This is a genomic window from Pseudomonas sp. B111 (assembly GCF_026428275.1).
Lineage (GTDB): Bacteria > Pseudomonadota > Gammaproteobacteria > Pseudomonadales > Pseudomonadaceae > Pseudomonas > Pseudomonas aeruginosa.
Window position 1 is genome coordinate 2,639,862 of record NZ_CP097857.1, and the last position, 18,247, is coordinate 2,658,108.

General features: G+C 68.7%; 17 protein-coding genes. 10 read left to right on the top strand and 7 right to left on the bottom strand.

Going from position 1 to position 18,247, the window contains the following annotated elements; all coding sequences use genetic code 11:
- Positions 1-437: 437 nt before the first annotated feature.
- The 3 genes from M6E97_RS12250 to M6E97_RS12260 are packed head-to-tail and all read left to right on the top strand — an operon-like array spanning position 438 to position 2,726.
- A complete protein-coding gene (locus tag M6E97_RS12250) occupies positions 438-1,664 on the top strand; it encodes a phosphoadenosine phosphosulfate reductase (RefSeq protein ID WP_034005585.1) in 1,227 nt (408 codons plus the stop codon).
- Positions 1,661-2,173 carry a GNAT family N-acetyltransferase gene (locus M6E97_RS12255; RefSeq protein WP_003088854.1) on the top strand — a complete coding sequence of 171 codons (513 nt, stop codon included), beginning with the start codon at positions 1,661-1,663 and terminating at the stop codon, positions 2,171-2,173. The genes M6E97_RS12250 and M6E97_RS12255 overlap by 4 nt, the downstream gene beginning before the upstream one ends.
- On the top strand, positions 2,091-2,726 hold the full coding sequence (locus tag M6E97_RS12260) for an IbrB-like domain-containing protein (protein ID WP_003132199.1): 636 nt from the start codon (positions 2,091-2,093) through the stop codon (positions 2,724-2,726). The genes M6E97_RS12255 and M6E97_RS12260 overlap by 83 nt, the downstream gene beginning before the upstream one ends.
- A 35-nt stretch (positions 2,727-2,761) precedes the next feature.
- Here the strand turns inward: M6E97_RS12260 and M6E97_RS12265 are convergent, their stop codons facing one another.
- From M6E97_RS12265 to M6E97_RS12280, 4 genes are all read right to left on the bottom strand, one after another.
- On the bottom strand, positions 2,762-4,210 hold the full coding sequence (locus M6E97_RS12265; RefSeq protein ID WP_034005583.1) for an aldehyde dehydrogenase family protein: 1,449 nt from the start codon (positions 4,208-4,210) through the stop codon (positions 2,762-2,764).
- A gap of 21 nt (positions 4,211-4,231) precedes the next feature.
- Positions 4,232-5,869 (bottom strand): GMC family oxidoreductase, encoded by a 1,638-nt coding sequence (locus tag M6E97_RS12270; protein WP_033955833.1) that lies wholly within the window; start codon positions 5,867-5,869, stop codon positions 4,232-4,234.
- Positions 5,870-5,973: 104 nt separating this feature from the next.
- Positions 5,974-6,906, bottom strand: coding sequence for a LysR family transcriptional regulator (locus tag M6E97_RS12275; protein WP_003088848.1), 933 nt, complete (start codon positions 6,904-6,906; stop codon positions 5,974-5,976).
- Positions 6,907-6,942: 36 nt separating this feature from the next.
- Positions 6,943-8,079: an SRPBCC family protein gene (locus M6E97_RS12280; protein WP_079385790.1), complete on the bottom strand. Its 1,137-nt coding sequence runs from the start codon at positions 8,077-8,079 to the stop codon at positions 6,943-6,945.
- 125 nt (positions 8,080-8,204) lie between these two features.
- Between M6E97_RS12280 and M6E97_RS12285 the strand changes: the two genes are divergently transcribed.
- The 4 genes from M6E97_RS12285 to M6E97_RS12300 all read left to right on the top strand — a co-directional run bounded on the left by M6E97_RS12285 (position 8,205) and on the right by M6E97_RS12300 (position 11,183).
- Complete coding sequence (locus M6E97_RS12285; protein WP_003122789.1) at positions 8,205-9,110, top strand: LysR family transcriptional regulator; 906 nt, start codon at positions 8,205-8,207, stop codon at positions 9,108-9,110.
- Between the two features lie 147 nt (positions 9,111-9,257).
- Entirely contained in the window at positions 9,258-9,686 is a 429-nt protein-coding gene (locus tag M6E97_RS12290) for a nuclear transport factor 2 family protein (protein WP_003088837.1), read from the top strand.
- A 16-nt stretch (positions 9,687-9,702) separates the two neighbouring features.
- Positions 9,703-10,815, top strand: a complete 1,113-nt coding sequence (locus M6E97_RS12295) for a DUF2855 family protein (protein ID WP_023099625.1) — start codon at positions 9,703-9,705, stop codon at positions 10,813-10,815.
- A gap of 125 nt (positions 10,816-10,940) precedes the next feature.
- Complete coding sequence (locus M6E97_RS12300; RefSeq protein ID WP_034005580.1) at positions 10,941-11,183, top strand: DUF2790 domain-containing protein; 243 nt, start codon at positions 10,941-10,943, stop codon at positions 11,181-11,183.
- A 166-nt stretch (positions 11,184-11,349) separates the two neighbouring features.
- Here the strand turns inward: M6E97_RS12300 and ada are convergent, their stop codons facing one another.
- Positions 11,350-12,426, bottom strand: a complete 1,077-nt coding sequence (ada, locus tag M6E97_RS12305) for a bifunctional DNA-binding transcriptional regulator/O6-methylguanine-DNA methyltransferase Ada (RefSeq protein WP_003132212.1) — start codon at positions 12,424-12,426, stop codon at positions 11,350-11,352.
- A gap of 191 nt (positions 12,427-12,617) precedes the next feature.
- Here ada and M6E97_RS12310 point away from each other — a divergent pair, with 191 nt between their 5' ends.
- Complete coding sequence (locus tag M6E97_RS12310; protein ID WP_003132220.1) at positions 12,618-13,601, top strand: hypothetical protein; 984 nt, start codon at positions 12,618-12,620, stop codon at positions 13,599-13,601.
- On the opposite strand, the gene M6E97_RS12315 is transcribed toward M6E97_RS12310, so the two are convergent.
- Positions 13,586-14,383 (bottom strand): putative hydro-lyase, encoded by a 798-nt coding sequence (locus tag M6E97_RS12315; protein ID WP_003132222.1) that lies wholly within the window; start codon positions 14,381-14,383, stop codon positions 13,586-13,588. The two genes, M6E97_RS12310 and M6E97_RS12315, sit on opposite strands and share 16 nt — an antisense overlap.
- Positions 14,384-14,489: 106 nt before the next feature.
- A complete protein-coding gene (locus M6E97_RS12320; RefSeq protein WP_003088829.1) occupies positions 14,490-15,443 on the bottom strand; it encodes a LysR family transcriptional regulator in 954 nt (317 codons plus the stop codon).
- 254 nt (positions 15,444-15,697) lie between these two features.
- On the opposite strand from M6E97_RS12320, the gene M6E97_RS12325 reads away from it, so the two are divergent.
- Positions 15,698-16,969 (top strand): MFS transporter, encoded by a 1,272-nt coding sequence (locus M6E97_RS12325; protein WP_003088828.1) that lies wholly within the window; start codon positions 15,698-15,700, stop codon positions 16,967-16,969.
- Positions 16,970-16,993: 24 nt separating this feature from the next.
- Positions 16,994-18,223 (top strand): OprD family porin, encoded by a 1,230-nt coding sequence (locus tag M6E97_RS12330; RefSeq protein WP_003132224.1) that lies wholly within the window; start codon positions 16,994-16,996, stop codon positions 18,221-18,223.
- The last annotated feature ends 24 nt before the right edge of the window (positions 18,224-18,247 follow it).

The following is an 18,247-nucleotide window of genomic DNA, read 5'->3' on the forward strand; positions in this document are numbered from 1 at the left end:
CCGTCGACTTTTCCCGGGCAATTTCCATGTTCACCCGCAGGCGCTTCTCCTTGCGCAGCAAGCTTTTTCCGCCGCCGCTCAGAAGTCCGGTGCGCAGACGAGTGCCAACGGCGGCGTGCGCACTCTCGTTGCAAGTGGGCGCTGCGCCGATGCTGTTCGGAGAATCCGTCTTGCGACAAGTCAACAACTCGAACCACGGCTTCGCCTAGCATTGAAAAAGTTCCTGCACGACAGTTGTCGGGCCTGTTGGTCGTCGCTCTGCCAAGTGCCTGGACATATTTCCGTTATCCACTGATGCGGAGTCCAACGTCGCCGAACGTGCCGGCTGCCGCGACTCTCGAAAAAATAGCCTGGAGAAACTCCGAAACAAACATTGCACATGGACCGTCGTCGCAACGGTCTCCCTCAATAGTTATTAAAAGAAGAGGTTCGCACCCATGGCAGGCAAGCATTACCAGGATGCCGATGTGCATGCCGCAACCCTATCCCGCCTCCGACTGGTATTCCGGAACTTCGAGCGCGTCTGTGTCGCCTTCTCCGGTGGCAAGGACAGCTCGGTCACCCTGCAATTGGCGCTGGACGTGGCACGCGAGTTGGGACGCAGCCCGGTGGACGTACTGTTCATCGACCTGGAGGGGCAGTACCAGGCCACCATCGATCACGTCAGCGAGATGCTCGGGCGTCCCGACGTACGCCCCTGGTGGGTCTGCCTGCCACTCAACCTGCGCAACGCCTCCAGCCTGGAGGAACCCTACTGGTGCTGCTGGGAGCCCGGCGCCGAGGCCGACTGGGTGCGCCCGCTGCCGAAGCACCCGGGGGTGATCAGCGACCCGGGGTTCTTCCCCTTCTACCGCTACCGCATGGAGTTCGAGGAGTTCGTCGCCGGCTTCAACGCCTGGCTGTCCAGGGAAGAGCCTACCGCGTTCCTGGTCGGCATCCGTTCGGACGAATCGCTCAATCGCTACCTGGCGGTCAAGCGCAGGAGCCGGGCGAAACAATGCGCCTGGACGCCGCCGGGCGGCTCCGCGCCGCTGGCCTGGAGCGCGCGCGACCGGGCCAACCCGCAGGCGGTGAGCTTCTTCCCGATCTACGACTGGCGTTTCGAGGATCTCTGGCGTTGCGTCGCCGACCATGGCTACGCCTATAACCGCCTCTACGACCAGATGTACCGCGCCGGCGTGCCGTTCTCGCAGATGCGCATCTGCCAGCCCTATGGCGACGACCAGCGCAAGGGCCTCGACCTGTTCCACCGGATCGAGCCACGCACCTGGTTCAAGGTAGTCCGGCGCGTCGCCGGCGCCAACTATGGGGCGCGCTATTGTCGCCAGCGCTTCCTCGGCTACCGTGGCGGCCTTGGCCTGCCGCCCTCCTTCGGCACCTGGCGCGAGTACAGCCAGTTCCTCCTGCGCAGCATGCCGCCGCCTCTGCGCGGCATCTACCAGCGGCGCATCGAGCGTTTCATCCTCTGGTGGAAGCAGCACGACTATCCCCTTGCCATCTGGCCGGACGCGGGGATCCCGGCCCTGGAGAATCGTCGCAAGCAGCCGTCCTGGCGGCGTATCGCGCTATCCCTGCTGAAGCAGGACATGGCCCGCTCGCTGTCCTTCGGCTTCTCCCAGGCCGATATCGACAGACTGGTCCCCGGTCGGGAGAAGCGCTCGTGATCCGCCCGCAAGACTGCGAGATCCTGCAGTGGCGCTCGTTCGACGACGAGGCCGCCTTCTTCGCCAGCATGGGCCGCTTCTTCGCCAGCGCCCGGGTGCGCCGCGAATGCGGCGGCTACCCGCTGAGCGACGGTCCCTACCACCGCTGGTTCGTGCTCCGCCGCCAGGGGGACACGCGGATACTGGGGTTCGTCAGCCTGGAGCAACATCCCGACGTGGTTCGCCTGCGCGATGCCTACCTGCGTGCGGAAGCGCGCGGTCGCGGGCTGTTCCGCACCCTGCGCGAGCGGGTCCTCGGGCATGTCGACCAACTCGGGCTGGCCTGTACCACCCGCGCGCCCCAGGCCTGCGCGCGCCTTCTCGAACCGCACGGCTTCGCCGTGCATTCCACCCGGGGTAGCTGGGTGACGCTCATGAGGAAAGCCCATGGCACAGACAAAGACACTGACGGAGCGGGCCGAGGCGCTGTTCGGCGAACTGCACGGGTTGCCGCTTGCCGAGCGGATTGAAACCATCAACCGGATCCGCCGGCTGCTCCACGCGCACAGTCCGTTCGCCGAAGAGCCGGTCGATTGCGTGCAGTGGGTGCGTGCCGAGCGCGTCGCCGGCAACGACTACAACCCCAATACCGTCGCGCCGCCGGAGATGCGACTGCTGAGGCTGTCCATCGAGTCCGACGGGTTCACCCAGCCCATCGTCGCCTATCCGCAGGCCGACGGGCGCTACGAGGTGGTCGACGGCTTTCACCGCCTGCGCGTGGGCAGCGCCAAGGGCGCGCTGCGCCAGCGTTTGCACGGCTACCTGCCGATCGCCGCGATACGCGCCGGGCGTGAAGGCGACAGCGAGCGCATCGCCGCCACCATCCGCCACAACCGAGCACGCGGCGTGCACGGCGTATTGCCGATGACGGCGATCGTGGTGACCCTGCTCAAGGCCGGCTGGAGCGAGGCCGACGTGGCCCGCGAACTGGGCATGGACAATGACGAGGTGCTGCGTTTCAAGCAGGTTTCCGGATTGCCCGAGCTGTTCCGCGAACACGTGTATTCCCGCTCCTGGGAGTAGCGGGCGGCGCCGTCGGCCGCACCGCTCGCCCAGGCTCAGGCCGCGCCGGTGGTCAGGCTGATGTGCTTGTACTCGACGAAGTCGTCCAGGGCGGCGACCCCGTTCAGCCGGCCGAGGCCGGACTGGCGGTAGCCGCCCTCCTCGAATTCGTCGTAGACCTTGGCCCAGTCGTTGATCCACACGGTGCCGGCGCGAATCTTCCGCGCCACCCGGAAGGCACGCGCGACCTCGCGGGTCCAGACCCCGGCCGCCAGCCCGTACTCGCTGCGGTTGGCCAGGGCGACGCCCTCCTCCTCGCGGTCGAATACCTGCAGGGTCAGCACCGGTCCGAAGGTTTCCTGTTGCACGATGTCCAGGTCCGGATCATCGACCTCCAGCAGGGTCGGACGGTAGAAGGCGCCGGCCGCCAGCTCGCCCTCGGTTACCGGGCCGCCGCGGACCACCACCCGCGCGCCGGCGGCGATGGCCTGGCGTACGGCTCGCTCGACGCGCTCGACGTTGGCCTTGTCGATCAGCGGCCCCATGTCGCTGCGCGGGTCCGCCGCCGGCCCCACGCGCAGGTTTTCCAGGCGCTGCGCCAGGCGTTCGCGTAGCCGTTCGGCGACGCCGCGCTGCACCAGCAGGCGCGAACCGGTCATGCAGAACTGCCCGGCGAACACCGTCAGCGACTTCTCCAGCACGGGCAAGGCGGCGTCCAGATCGGCGTCGTCGAACACCAGGTGCGGTGTCTTGCCACCCAGTTCCAGGCCGAAGCGCTTCAGGTGCCGCGCGCCGGCGGCGGAAATCGCTCGGCCGGTGGCGCTCGAGCCGGTGAAGCTGATCACCGGCACCTCGGCCGCGTCGATCAATCGCCGGGCGCCTTCGGAACCCGATTCGCTGAAGATGTTCACCGCCCCGGCAGGCAGCGACGGCGCTTCGGCGATGATCCGCGCGACCAGGGCGTTGGTCTGCGCGGTCTGCCCCGGCATCTTCACCACCGTGGTGGTACCGGCGGCCAGCGCCGGCGCCAGGGAGCGGATCATCAGCACCACCGGTGAATTCCACGGCACGATGATGCCGGCGACGCCCATCGGCTCGCGCAGCACCAGCGACACCACGTCGGGGCGCGGCGTGCCGCTGGCGCCCCGTTCGCTGCGCGCCAGGCCGGCGTAGTAGCGCAGCTTGCCCGGCACCATGCCGACCTCGTAGGCAGCCTCGGGCTTGATCTTGCCGTTCTCCAGGGCAAGCAGGTCGATGAGCGCATCGGCATGCCGCTCGAAGGCCGCGGCGATTTCCTCCAGGGCTGTCGCGCGCAGCGCGTGGTCGTCCTTCCAGGGACCATCTTCGAAGGCGCGCACAGCGGCGGCGATCGCCGCATCGGCCTCGGCCCGCCCGCCGTCGGCGTAGGTGCCGATCGGCTGGCCGCTGGCCGGGTCGAAAGATTGTCCCCGCTGCGCGGAATCGAGCCATGCGCCATCGATCCAGTGTCTGGCGTGTCCGTTCATCTGCAAGTTCTCCTGGGTCGGTCAGGCGATGCGCTGCGCGAGGTGCTCGGCAACGGCGATGGTGGTGATGTTGGTGGCCACCGAAATGGCATCGGGGAAGATCGAGGCGTCGATCACCCGCAATCCTTGCAGGCCATGCACCCTGCCCTCCAGGTCGACCACCGCCCAGCGCTCGCCGGCGCGGCCCATTGGCGCGCTGGAGGTCGGGTGGTGGTAGGTATCGAGGGTGGCGCGGATCGCCGCTTCGATCTGCGCATCGCTGCGTGCCTCGGGCCCCGGCCCGAGTTCGGCGTGGATCAGCCCGGCGAGCGGTTCGCTGCGGCCTATCCGGCGCGCCAGCTTGACCCCTTCCAGCAACCGCGCGCGGTCTTCGGCCTCGGCGAGGAAGTTCAGGTCGATCAGCGGCGCGACGGCCGGGTCGCGGCTGGCCAGGCGCACACTGCCCAGCGATTGCGGCCGGGTCAGGGCCACGGCGAGGACGAAGCCGACCCCGGTTGGGCTCATCTCGGCGGGGAACAGGTGGGTGGCGGTGATGTGCAGGTCCAGCTCGCCGTTCTGCGCCCGCGAGCTATGGGTCCAGAGCTTGGCGCCGATCACCGGCGACTGCGCGCCGATGCGCTCCGGCCGGGCGGCATAGGCGTTGTAGTAGAACGGATGGTCCTTGAGCCGGCGGCCCACCGGCAAGTCGGCAAGCAACGGGATCGACAGCGCCTTCAGCTCGTCGGCCGGGCCGACACCGGAGCGCAGCAGGATCGCCGGGCTGCCGTAGGCGCCGGCGCTGAGGATCACTTCGCCGGCGTGGATTTCCTCGCCGGAGGCCAGGCGCACGCCCACCGCGCGCTTACCTTCGAAGAGCACCCGGTCGACCAGCGCGTCGCCGCGGATCGACAGGTTGGCGCGGCCGCGCACGGCGTTGTCGAGATAGGCCATGCCGGTGTTGACGCGCACACCGTTGACGACATTCATCGGGTACGGCCCGACGCCGTTGGCGTCGGCGCCGTCGAAATCGGCGATGGCCTTGAAACCGTTGGCCAGGGTGGCGTCGACGAAGGCCCTCTGCATCGGCGAGAGATCGGCGCGGCTCAGTTGCCGCACCGGCAGCGGTCCGTCCCCGCCGTGCAGGGCCGGGTCACCGCCCTGGCGGGTCTCCAGGCGGCGGAACGCCGGCAGCAGGTCGTCGTAGGACCAGCCCGGCAGGTTCCAGCGGGTGAAGTCTTCGCGCCGCGCGCGGATCGCCACCGCGCCATTGATCGCCGAGCTGCCGCCGAGGACCTTGCCGCGGATCGCATGGATCGGGTGCCCGATCGCCCCCGGTTGGGACTGGTAGCCCCAGTCGCTGGCGGGGTCGCCGCCGACGCTGTCGCTGCTGGCGATGATCCTGGGGTAGTCCCAGGCCGGATAGGCCTGGCCGGCTTCCAGCAACAGTACCCGGCGGTCGCCGCGCTCGCTCAGGCGCCGGGCGAGGACCGCGCCGGCGGAGCCGCCGCCGACGATCAGCACATCGATCCTGCCGCCATCGAAGGCCTTGCGGGGCGTTTCCGCCGTGGCGCTGGCCACGCCGGGCGCGCCGCCGAGCAGCGAGCCCAGGGCGAGCGCGGCGGAGCCGGCGACGGTCTGCGCCAGCAAGGTGCGGCGCGCCGGGTTTTCGGGTTGGTGCATGGGGTTCTCCCGTATCCAGATCGATTGACGGGAGCAACGCTATGCCCGGCGCGCCCTCGGCGACAGACAGCGGAAGGCGAACCGCTGGTTCGGTTTTTCCGAACTCAGCCCGGCGGCAACAGGCCACGCTCGATGAGCGCGCGGTCCCAGGGCGCCGGATCGCCGATTTCCTCTTCGAGGAACTGGCCGAGGACGAGGATCTTCCGGGGCGTCCGTTGGGTCTTGCGGTAGACCACGGAAACCTGCCCGCCGTCCGGCGAGTAGCCAGGCAGGACCGGCAGCAGCTCGCCGGCCAGCAAGGCATCGGCGGCCAGGAAGCTCGGCAGGATCGCCAGGCCGAGCCCGGCGCGCGCACCTTCGAGCAACTGGTGCCCGGAGTCGGTGCGCATCCTCACCCGGATGCGGAACGAGGCCGGTTCGCCGTCCACCGGCAGACAGAGCATGCCGCCGGGCTCGCGGTTGTAGTAGACCAGCCCGTCGTGCGCCTGTAATTCCTCGGGATGCTGCGGCACGCCATGCCGCGCCAGGTAGTCGGGACTGGCGCAGAGCAGGTGGCGGTTGGCGGTGATCGGCCGCGCCACCAGGCAGGAGTCGTCCAGCCGGCCCATGCGCAGGGCCATGTCGAAGCGCGGTTCCTGGAGGTTGACGAAACGATCGTCGGCCTGCACGTCCACCCGCAATTGCGGATGGCGCTCGGCGAAGCGCGCCAGCAGCGGCGCCAGGTAGCGCGGAGTGAAGGCCAGCGGCGCGGAGAGGCGCAACTGGCCGCGCAGGTCGTCGTCGGCGTCGAGCACCGAGGCTTCCGCCTGCTCCAGCTCCTGTAGCAGGCGGCAGGCGTGTTCGTAGTAGGTGCGACCGGGGTCGGTGAGGCTCAGCGGCCGGGTGCGGTTCAGCAGCACCCGGCCCAGGCGCCTCTCCAGTTGCTGGATACGCTGGCTGACTTGCGACTTGGTGGTGCCCAGGCGGCGGGCGGCTTCGGAGAAGCTACGGGCGTCGACCACGCTGACGAAGGTGGTCATTTCGGCAAACTTGTTCATCGGTGTCCTTCTGCGATCCGCCCCCGCGGCCCTCGATCATACGCTTTCCGCCACCGCTATCCGCGCCTCGGCGACCCGGCGCAGGCGCTGCATGGACTCCTCCGACTCGCGTTCGATGCGACGGCGCAGCAGGAACAGGTTGGCCAGGCGCATCGACCAGCCATCGAAGCGGTATTCCAGGGTGCGCACGAAGCGGGTGCCGGCCGCGCTCGGCTGGCATTCGTAGCTCAGGCGCAGGTGCAGCCCCCGGTCGCCACGGGCGTTGGCGCGCCACAGGTGTCCCGGCTGGTACTCGACCACCGTCCAGGACAAGTGCCCGGCGCGGCCGCCGGCGTGGATGTCCTCCTCGAAGCGCGCGCCGGCCGGCAGCGGGCCCGAGGCGCCGTCGACCCGCAACGACGAGGGATGCCATTCCGGCCAGAGTGCCGGGCTGGCGGCGTAGGCGAGGGTCGCCTCGGGCCCGCGGGCGATCTCGATTCGGTGCTGCATGCGGGTCATGGCGCGCTCCTCGGCGGTTTCCGCTTCCCAGTGGAGGGTGCCGTAGCACCAGTCCATCAGCGGGAAGACCAGGTTGAAGTTGTGTGTCTGCATCAGCTCGCGACGATGATGCAGTTCGTGCAGGCGGCGCATGTGGCGGATCCACGGCAGGCGGCTGAGCGGATGCTCCGGCGGCAGGTGTTCGCAGGCGTGGAAGATCTCGTAGCTGAGGTAGCCCAGCAGCAGGGTCGCGGCGAACAGCGCGGCGAGGTTGTCGTTCAGCAGGCCGAGCAGGCTCCAGGCGAGCAGCGCGCCGAGGCTGAAGACCACCACCAGCCAGGCCGGGAACAGGATCACCCGCCAGTCGCGGGCCTGTTCGTAGCGCATCTGGCCGGCGACGAAGAAGCTGTGGTGGTCGCCGGTATGGCGCTTGTAGAACATCCGTCCCAGCGGGTGCTTGTGGTGGCCGAGGGACTTGTGGATGCGGTACTCGCCCCAGTTGAAGAACACCAGCGCGGCCGGCACCGTCAGCCATTCCAGCAGGCTCGGCTGCTCGAGCCGGGAGAGGAAGAAGACGATCCAGGCGCCGCCGTAGGCGAGGACGAAACCGGCGTGCAGCCAGGGGTTGTAGCCGGGCCGGATGGCCGCGCGGTACTGCTGGCGAAAGGGTTGGGGATCGAAGGACATGGTCGGCATCTCGCGTGTGATTGTTATTGGCTGGGCCGCGAACCGGGCCGATCCGCCGGGGCGGAAGGGCTTGCATTCGAGTGTAGCGATGCCAGTCTTATCAGGGTAATGGATAAATAGAATGAGGATTATTCATGAAGCTGAACTTGCAGCAGCTCGACCTCAACCTGCTGCTGGTCTTCGATGCCCTGATGCGCGAACGCAACCTGTCGCGCGCGGCGATCCGCCTGCATCGCAGCCAGCCGGCGGTGAGCAACGCCCTCGCCCGCCTGCGCGAACAGCTCGACCAGCCGCTGTTCCGGCGCACCGCCAAGGGCCTGGAACCCACCGCCGCCGCCCTCGCCCTGTACGTGCCGGTGCGCCAGGCCCTGCATCTGCTGCAGGCCGGCCTTGGCTCCCAGGAAACCTTCGATCCGCACACTGCGCGGACCTTTCGCCTGACGATGAACGACTATGCCCAGTTGCGCCTGCTGCCGGGCCTGGTGACCCGCTTGAAGACCCTGGCCCCGCAGGTGACGCTGGAGGTGCGGCCCGACGAAGGCGCCTCGATCCCGGCGCAACTGGCCAGCGGCGAACTGGACCTGGCGATCGACTACCTGTACTTCGACGAGCCCGAGCTGGCCTACCGGCCGGTCGGCGAGGAACGCCTGGTGGTGATCGGCCGCCAGGGCCATCCGGCCTTCCGCGGCGGCCTCGACCGCGCCGCCTACGAGGCCGCGCAGCACGTCTCGATCCTGCCGCGGGTGGGTCGCGGCAGTCCGCTGGAGATCGTCCTCGGCTCGGCCAGGGTGCAGCGCCGGGTGCAATTGCTGGTGCCGCACTACCTGACCATCCCGGCCATCGTCGCCAGCACCGAGCTGCTCGGCACCGTGCCGCGCCGCCTGGCCGAGCGTTTCGCCGGCAGCCATGGTCTGCAACTGGCGGACGTCCCCTTCGAGATGGCCCCGGTGCAGGTCAACCTGATCTGGCATCGCCAGCAGGAAGCGACGCCCGGCCTGCAATGGCTGCGCGAGCAGATCGTGCAGATCGAACAGGGCTGAGTCGCAGGTTGCGCGCCAGGATCAGTCTTCCGTCACTTTCGATCATTGAGCGAGGCCTTTCCCGCGACCTATGGTGAGGCTGCGCCCCGCTGCCGGTCCCCGGCCACCCCGGGGATACAGTCCAGCACCCGCCAGAGGAGCCACCGTATGACCAGCCTGCCGCTCGAAGCCAACGCCGCCGCCACCCTCGCCGAATGGCACGGGCTGATCGCCCGCCGCGACCTCTCCGGGTTGCCGCGCCTGCTGCATCCCGACGCCGTGTTCCGCTCGCCGATGGCGCACAAGCCGTATGCCGGCGCGCCGGTGGTCTCGATGATCCTGAATACCGTGCTCACGGTCTTCGAGGATTTCGCCTATCACCGCCAGTTGGCCAGCGCCGACGGCCGCAGCGTGGTGCTGGAGTTCAGCGCGCGGGTCGGCGAACGCGAACTGAAAGGCATCGACATGATTCGCTTCGACGACGACGGCCGGATCGTCGACTTCGAAGTGATGGTCCGTCCCATGAGCGGCCTCCAGGCCCTCGGCGAGGAAATGGGCCGGCGCCTGGCGCCCTATCTGGCCGCGAGCAAGGCCTGAGGCGGAGGAACCTGCCATGACCCGCATCACCGAAGTCGTGGTCGAGCGTCGCCAGCTCGCCACCGCCGCCCTGCGTACGCGCAACCTGCCCGCCCCGGAGGCGCTGGCGGAAGGCCAGGCGCTGCTGGCGGTCGGCGAGTTCGCCCTGACCGCCAACAACGTCACCTATGCCGCCCTCGGCGATGCCCTGCGCTACTGGGAGTTCTTCCCGGCCGGCGAGGGGCTGGGCATCGTCCCGGTCTGGGGCTTCGCCGAGGTGCTTGCCTCGCGCTGCCCGGGGGTCGAACCGGGCGAGCGCTTCTATGGCTACTATCCGATGGCCAGCCACCTGCTGGTCGCGCCGGCGCAGGTCCGCGGCAGCGGCTTCGTCGACGCCAGCGAGCACCGCCGGAACCTCCCGTCGGTCTACAACCAGTACCTGCGCTGCAGCAGCGACCCGCTCTACCGGGCCTCCGACGAGGCCCTGCAGATGCTCCTGCGGCCGCTGTTCACCACCTCGTTCCTGCTCGACGACTTCCTCGCCGAGCATGCCTTCTTCGGCGCCACCGACCTGCTGCTGAGCAGTGCCTCGAGCAAGACCGCCATCGGCCTGGCCTTCCTCCTCCAGCGCAATCGTGCGCAACGCGGCCAGGACTACCGCATCGTCGGCCTGACCTCCGCGGGCAACCGCGCCTTCGTCGAAGGCCTGGGCTGCTATGACGAGGTCCTGGCCTACGACCGCCTGGACGCACTGGACACCAGCGGAGACGCGTTGAGCGTGGATTTCGCCGGCAACGGCGCCCTGCTCGGCCAGTTGCACCAGCGCCTGGGCGACCGCCTGCGCTACAGTTGCCTGGTCGGCGCCGCCCACTGGGACCAGCGCGGTGGCCTGCCGAAGGCGCTGCCGGGTCCGACGCCGAAGCTGTTCTTCGCCCCGGCGCAGGCGGAAAAACGCCTCAAGGATTGGGGCGGCGCGGCGTTCCAGGCGCGCCTGGCGGAAGTCTGGGGCGAGTTCTCGGCCTTCGTCGGCGGCTGGATCCAGGTCCGCCGCGGTGTCGGCGGCAGCGAGGTGCTGGAGGTCTACCAGGACCTGCTGGCCGGGCGCTCGGCACCGCAACTGGGCTACATCCTTTCCCTCGACGGCGGCTGAGGCCGCCGTTCTATACTGCTGGACGGAGGTGGCGAACCCGTCGCGACCGACGAAGCGGGTTCCACCCATGGCGTCGGCGGCGCCCTTGTGCCGTCGCTTCGCGGGGGGATGGAGAGATACCGTCCATGAACCGAGCCAAGCTCTACCTCTGCTGCGTTGCACTACTGCTGGTGCCGGCCATCGCCGGTGCGGCGACTGCCGACTACGTCTACGGCATGCCGCTGGACGTGGCCAGGGTGCTGAGCCTCGACGAGGCGCCCAGCGATACCTGCCAGGTGGTGCGCGCCACCCTGGTGTACCTGGACTCCCACGGCGAGCGCCAGGTGTTGCACTACCTGAAGCAAGCGCGTGCGTGCAGCGACGAATGAAACGACGGAGGAAAGGACGAACGGTCAGGGTTGTCGTTTCATTTCACGAAATTTTCACCGCTGACATGGATACTGGAACCAGCTGAAGGACCAGCGCCCCATTGCATAGAGCCCACCATCGAGTGGGCTTTTTGCATTCCGGGCCGCGTATCGCCTGGCCTTGGGCTCAATCCCGCTCTTCCCTGCGCAGCAGTTCGCGCTTGCGCTCCACGCCCCAGCGGTAGCCGGAAATGTCGCCGTCGCGACGTACCACCCGGTGGCAGGGAATCGCCACTGCGATCCGGTTCGCCGCGCAGGCCTGCGCCACCGCGCGCACCGCTCGCGGCGCGCCGATCCGTTCGGCGACCTGCGCATAGCTCGCCGTGCTGCCCGGCGGTATTTCCCGCAGCGCCTGCCAGACCCGTTCCTGGAACGCCGTACCGCGTACGTCCAGCGGCAGGTCCAGTCCCAGTTGAGGCGACTCGACGAAGCCCACCACCTGCGCCACCAGCCGTTCGAAGTCGGCGTCGCCGCCGAGCAGCTGGGCGCGCGGGAACTGGTCCTGCAACTCGCGCAGCAACGGCTCCGGCTCCTCGCCGAGGAGGATCGCGCAGATGCCGCGCTGGCTCTGCGCCACCAGGATCGCGCCCAGCGAGCACTGGCCGATGGCGAAGCGGATCGCCGCGCCGGCGCCGCCATCGCGGTAATCGCGCGGGCGCATGCCGAGGCGTTGCGACGAGGACTCGTAGAAACGGCTGTTGGAGTTGAAACCGGACTCGTAGATCGCCTCGGTCACCGAGGCGGATGCCTGGCCCAGGCGCTCGCGCAGGCGCCGGGCACGATAGGCCGAGGCGTAGGCCTTGGGCGTCAGGCCGGTTTCGGCCTTGAACAGACGATGGAAGTGGAACGGACTCATGCCCAGTCGGGCGGCCAGCGCCTCCAGTGCCAGCGGCGTCTCCGCCGTCTCGATCATCCGGCAGGCCTGCGCCACCCGCTCGGCGCGCTGCTCCGCCGCCAGGCTGCGGTCGCCGGCGGCGCGCCGGCTGGGCCGATAGCCGGCGGCCTCGGCGGCCTCGGCAGTGGCGAAGAACTCGACGTTCTCGCGCCTGGGCCGACGCGCCGAGGAACTCGGACGGCAATAGACCCCGGTGGTCTTCACCGCATAGACGAACGCCCCGTCCGCCGCCGCGTCGCGCGCCAGCACGGCGGCCCAGCGCTGTTCGTCGGTGTGGTAGGCGTTGCAAGGATCGGGCTGCTGGCTCATGGCGTTTCCCCTGTGGGAGCGGATGATGCCCGCAGACTAATTCGCCGTTCAAGCGCAAGAACTCCGGTTCTTGCGCTTGAATTCGAGCGAGGCCGTGCGCCCGGCTTCGGCAGGCGCGGGAGGCCGCCGGCTTGCCTACCCATCGCCAGGCGCCATAATGGCCCGCTCGAACCGGCGGAAGGACTGGGAACATGGCGTTCAAACGGATAGCACTGGCCTACTGCGTGCAACTGGAGCGAGTGATCTCCATCGCCAGTGCCCGCCGCGAATACTTCTCCCAGGCCGAGCCGCGCAAACGCTTCGACTTCCTCTGCTCCAGCGAAGCGTGCCGGGCACAGGGGATCAAGGTATCGGCGAGCAACTACGACAAGCTGCCGCAGGACACCCGCAAGGCCGCGCACTTCAGCAAGTTCCCGCATTCCACCCACCTGCCGGACTGCGAGTGGTTCGTCGAGGACGACGAGGACGCTCTGCGCCCGGGCGAATCCGCCGAGGAGGCCGGCCAGCGGCGCATCCGCGACAAGCTGGACGCCTACGTCGAGGAATTCGATCCGGCCATCGCCGAGGAAGCCGCGCCGCCACCAGCGGACCCGGACGCCGAGGAACAGCCGCCGGCCTCCGCCGCAGTGCGCGCCGACGCTCCCGCCGCGCCTCGGCAGAGAACGCAACGGCGGCGGCGCACCCGCGATTTCGAACAGCTCGTCGACACCTTCCGCCAGGCCCGCGCCGAACTACCGGCGGAAGAATTCAAGCAGTTGGACATCCACATCAGCGGCCTCGGCCGGATAGCGCTGCGCGCCTATTTCCAGCACATCGGCTATGCCACCCCGGGCAGCGCCGGCAAGGTGTTCTACGGCGGCGCCGACCTGCTGCCCAAGCGCTACGGCTCGCCGAACCGGCCGCAAGGCTTCCGCTTCAAGTTCCGCGACCGCATCGACGGCAAGCCGGTATTCCTCTACGTCGCCCCGGAAACCTTGCAGGCCTATCCGCATCGGCGCTACCTCGAAGACATCCTCGGCTGCGCCGAAACGGTGCGCTACTTCACCCTCTACGCCCTCGGCCGGCTCGTCGAGGCGCCGAGCGGCAAGAGCTACAGCCTGGAGCCGGACGCCCTGCGCCACCTGGCGATCATCCCCGGTCCGGCGAAGGACGACGCCTCTCAGAGTTCGTCGTAGAGTCGGTCGCTGACCAGCATGTGCCCCGGCGCGTGGCTGATGTACAGCTCCGGCTGGGCTTCGGCGAGTACCGCCTGGGGCGTGACCCCGCAGGCCCAGAACAGCGGGATCTCGTCCGCCGCGAGCGGCACCGGGTCGCCGTAGTCGGGTCGCGCCAGGTCGCGGATGCCGATCAGTGCCGGATCGCCCAGGTGCAGCGGTGCGCCATGGGTCATCGGGAAACGGCTGGTGATCTGGATCGCCCGGATCGCCTCGGCGGCCTTCAACGGCCGCATCGATACCACCGTGGGGCCGGCCAGGCGACCGCTCGGCCGGGTGGCGATGGCAGTGCGGTACATCGCCACGTTGCGGCCCAGCTCGAGGTGGCGCAGGCCGATGCCGGCGTCGAGCAACGCCTGTTCGAAGGAGAACGAGCAGCCGATGGCGAAGGCGACGAAATCCGCCTCCCAGAACGCGCCGATGTCGTTCACCTCGACGGGCTCCTGGCCGCGCCGATGCACCCTGTAGCGCGGCAGGTCGCTGCGCACGTCGATATCCGCGCCGAGCCGGGCGAAGTGCGGCGAGCCGGGTTCGCTGACGTCGAGCAGCGGGCAGGCCCGGGGGTTCAGGGCACAGAAGCGAAGGAACTCGTCGGCCCAGGATTTCTGCAGGATCACCAGGTTGGCCTGCAAGTGGCGCTGGCCGAGGCCGCTGGTATGGCCGGCGTAGTCGCCGCGGCGGATCAGTTGGCGCAGGACCGGCGGCGGCAGTTGCGCGAGTTCGTGGAAGGTCGGTTCGGGCATGGCGGCTCCGTGCGCTGGCGGACGTGGTTGTTGGCGGGTTTGTAGAAGCGGACGGCGGTCAGCGTCCAACGAGATTTTTCCGCCGGGGGCGATCGGAAAATCCGAATCAGCGCGAACGCAGCCGCCCCACTCCTTTCTTCAGCGGCGCCAGGAGCATGCACTCCGGGCCGACGTTGGCCGCGTAGTCGGCCAGCACCGTCTTGCTCAGCTCCACCACTTCGTCCACCAGCTCCAGGCCGGTGCCGCCGCGCCAGGACACCACCACCGGCAGGTTCGGCGGCGGCGGGCCGAGGCGCAGCAGGGTCAGTTCGCCGCGTTCCAGTTCCTGGCTGACCAGCGCCGGCGGCAAGGCGCCGACGCCGAAGCCGTCGCGCAGCAGGCGGGTCATCGCCGCCACCGAGTTCACGCAGTTCAGGCGCGGTGCCGCGACGCCGTTGGCGTGCAGCAGGCCGAGCACGTCCTGGTGCGGCCGCGAGTGCTTGGAGAAGGTCACCACCCGCTCCCGCGCCAGGTCCGCCAGCGAGGCGTAGTCGCGGTGGTAGATCGAGCCGGTGGAGACGATCCAGCGCAGCGGGTAGCTGCCCAGTTCCAGGTTGAGCACCGACTCGTGGCGCAGCGAGTCGGTCTGGAAGATCAGGTCCAGGTAGCCCTTCTGCAACTGCTCGGAGAGGTTGCGCGCGGTGTCCGCCATCAGCTCGATCTCCACCGCCGGGAAGGTTTCCGTGACCCTGGCCACCAACGGGCTCAGCCAGGTGTGGATGACCGTGTCCATGGCGCCGATGCGAATCCGTCCCTGGGTGCTGGCGCCGGTGTCGAGCGACTGCTTCAGCGCGTGCATGGTGTCCATCATGCGCTCGGCGTAGGCCAGTACCTTGTCGCCTTCCGGGGTCAGGGTCACGCCGCGAGAGTCGCGGACGAACAGTTTCACGCCGAGTTCGTCCTCCAGCACGGCGATCCGGCTGGAAATGGAAGCCTGGGTGCTGAACAGCTTCTCCGCGGTGAGGCGGAAGCTCTTCAGGCGCGCGACCCAGACGAAGGTCTCGAGGAATTTCAGGTTCATGTGGCGGGCACCGACGGGCAAGGGACACAAGGTGGCAGGAGCGAGCAGCTTCCATGCCAGCGCCCGCCTTCCGGCGGCACATGATCGACGCATGACGGCCTGCTCCGCCATCGAAATTTCTTATCCCCGGCGGCCGCATAAATTAGTTGGACGCTCGCTGGCCAGCCTCGAAGAATGCGACCACCGGGTGCGACGGCGCCCACCGAATCCTCATAACACCAATAACGACGATCGGTGCCCCCATGGAAAAACACATGACCCTCGACGCCGGCCCGGACGCTTCCCGGGACGGTCATTTCGGCTGGTATCGCGCCCTCGACAAGCAGGAACGCCGGGCCTTCTGGAGCTGCAAGATCGGCTACGGCCTGGACGGCATGGACACCCAGATGCTGAGCTTCGTGATCCCCACCCTGATCGCCCTGTGGGGGATCAGCACCGGCGAAGCCGGCTTCATCCACACCATGACCCTGCTCGCCTCCGCCGCCGGCGGCTGGATCGCCGGGATCCTCTCCGACCGCATCGGCCGGGTGCTGACCCTGCAACTGACGGTGCTCTGGTTCGCCTTCTTCACCTTCCTCTGCGGCCTCGCGCAGAACTACGAGCAGTTGCTGGTCGCGCGGACCCTGATGGGCTTCGGCTTCGGTGGCGAATGGACCGCCGGCGCGGTACTCATCGGCGAAGTGATCAAGGCCCGCGACCGCGGCAAGGCGGTCGGCCTGGTGCAGTCCGGCTGGGCCATCGGCTGGGGCCTCACCGCCATCCTCTACTCGCTGATGTTCAGCCTGCTGCCGCCGGAGGAGGCCTGGCGCGCGCTGTTCATGCTCGGCCTGTTGCCGGCACTGTTCGTCCTGGTGGTGCGTCGGCTGGTCAAGGAACCGGCGATCTACCGCGAGGCCAGGCAGCGCAACCAGGGCGCCGACAAGGTCAGCTTCTACGAGATCTTCGCCCCCGGCATGCTCAGCATCACCCTGCGCGCCTCGCTGCTGACCACCGGCGCCCTCGGCGGCTACTACGCCATCACCGCCTGGCTGCCGACCTTCCTCAAGACCGAGCGCGGGCTGACCGTGCTCGGCACCAGCGGCTACCTGGCGATGGTGATCCTCGGCTCCTACGTCGGCTACGTGGTCAGTGCCTTCCTCACCGACCTGATCGGGCGCAAGAAGAACTTCGTCCTGTTCGCCGTCGGCTCCTTCACCGTGGTCCTGCTCTACACCCAGTTGCCGGTAAGCAACGGCGCCATGCTCTGGCTCGGCTTCCCGCTCGGCTTCTTCGCCTCGGGCATCTTCAGCGGCATGGGCTCGTTCCTCACCGAACTGTTCCCGACCCGCATCCGCGGCTCCGGCCAGGGCTTCTGCTACAACGCCGGGCGCGCCATCGCCGCGCTGTTCCCGATGCTGATCGGCATGCTCGGCCAGAAGCTCTCGCTGGGCCTGGGGATCGGCGCCTTCGCCGCGGTCTCCTACGGCGTGGTGATCCTCGCCGCCCTCAGCCTGCCGGAAACCCGCGGCAAACAACTGGAACTCTGAGCCGTCGACCGAGGAAACCCCAGCATGCATCCCACTCCCCGCCTGGCTGCCGCGCTGCTCGTCGGCAGCGGGCTGGGCTGGCCGCTGCTCGCCCAGGCCGACCTGGTCGAGGACAGCCACGCCAGCCTCGAACTGCGCAACTTCTACTTCAACCGCGACTTCCGCCAGAGCGGCGCGCGCAACAACGCCGACGAATGGGCGCAGGGCTTCCTCCTGCGCCTGGAGTCCGGCTTCAGCGAAGGCACCGTCGGCTTCGGCGTCGACGCCATCGGCCTGCTCGGCCTCAAGCTCGACTCCGGCGGCGGCAGCGGCGGAACCGGGCTGCTGCCGGCCGACGGCTCCGCCGGGGGTTCCCAGGACGACTACGCCAAGCTCGGCCTGACCGCCAAGGCGCGGGTCTCCAACAGCCTGCTCAAGGTCGGCGCGCTGCACTTCAAGAGCCCGCTGGTCTCGGCCAACGACACCCGCCTGCTGCCGGAACTGTTCCGCGGCGCGCTGCTCGACGTGCAGGAGATCGACGGCCTGACCCTGCGCGGCGCGCACCTGGACCGCAACAAGCTGAACAGCTCCAGCGACTACCAGGTGTTCAGCGCCAACCGCATCGGCGGGCGCAGCGATGCCTTCGACTTCGCCGGCGGCGACTATCGCCTGACCCCGGCGCTGACCGCCAGCCTGCACCAGGGTCGGCTCAAGGACATCTACCGACAGACCTTCGCCGGCCTGGTACACACCCTCGACCTCGGCGGACAGCGCTCGCTCAAGAGCGACCTGCGCTTCGCCCGGGCCAGCGAGGACGGCGGCTTCCGCGAACTGGACAACCGCGCCTTCGGCGCCCTCTTCAGCCTGCGCCTGGGCGCCCACGCGGTGGCCGCCGGCTACCAGCGGATCAGCGGCGACGATCCCTATCCCTACATCGCCGGCAGCGACCCGTACCTGGTCAACTTCATCCAGATCGGCGACTTCGGCAACGTCGACGAGCGCTCCTGGCAACTGCGCTACGACTACGATTTCGGCGCGCTCGGCCTGCCCGGCCTGAGCTTCATGAGCCGCTACGTCTCCGGCGACAACGTCGCCCGCGGCGCGGCCAACGACGGCAAGGAATGGGAACGCAACACCGACCTCGGCTACGTGGTGCAGAGCGGGCCGCTGAAGAACCTCGGAGTGAAATGGCGCAACGCCACGGTGCGTTCGAATTTCGCCAACGACCTCGACGAAAACCGCCTGATCCTCAGCTACAGCCTGGCGCTGTGGTGAGGTCCGGCGAGCAATGACCTGAAG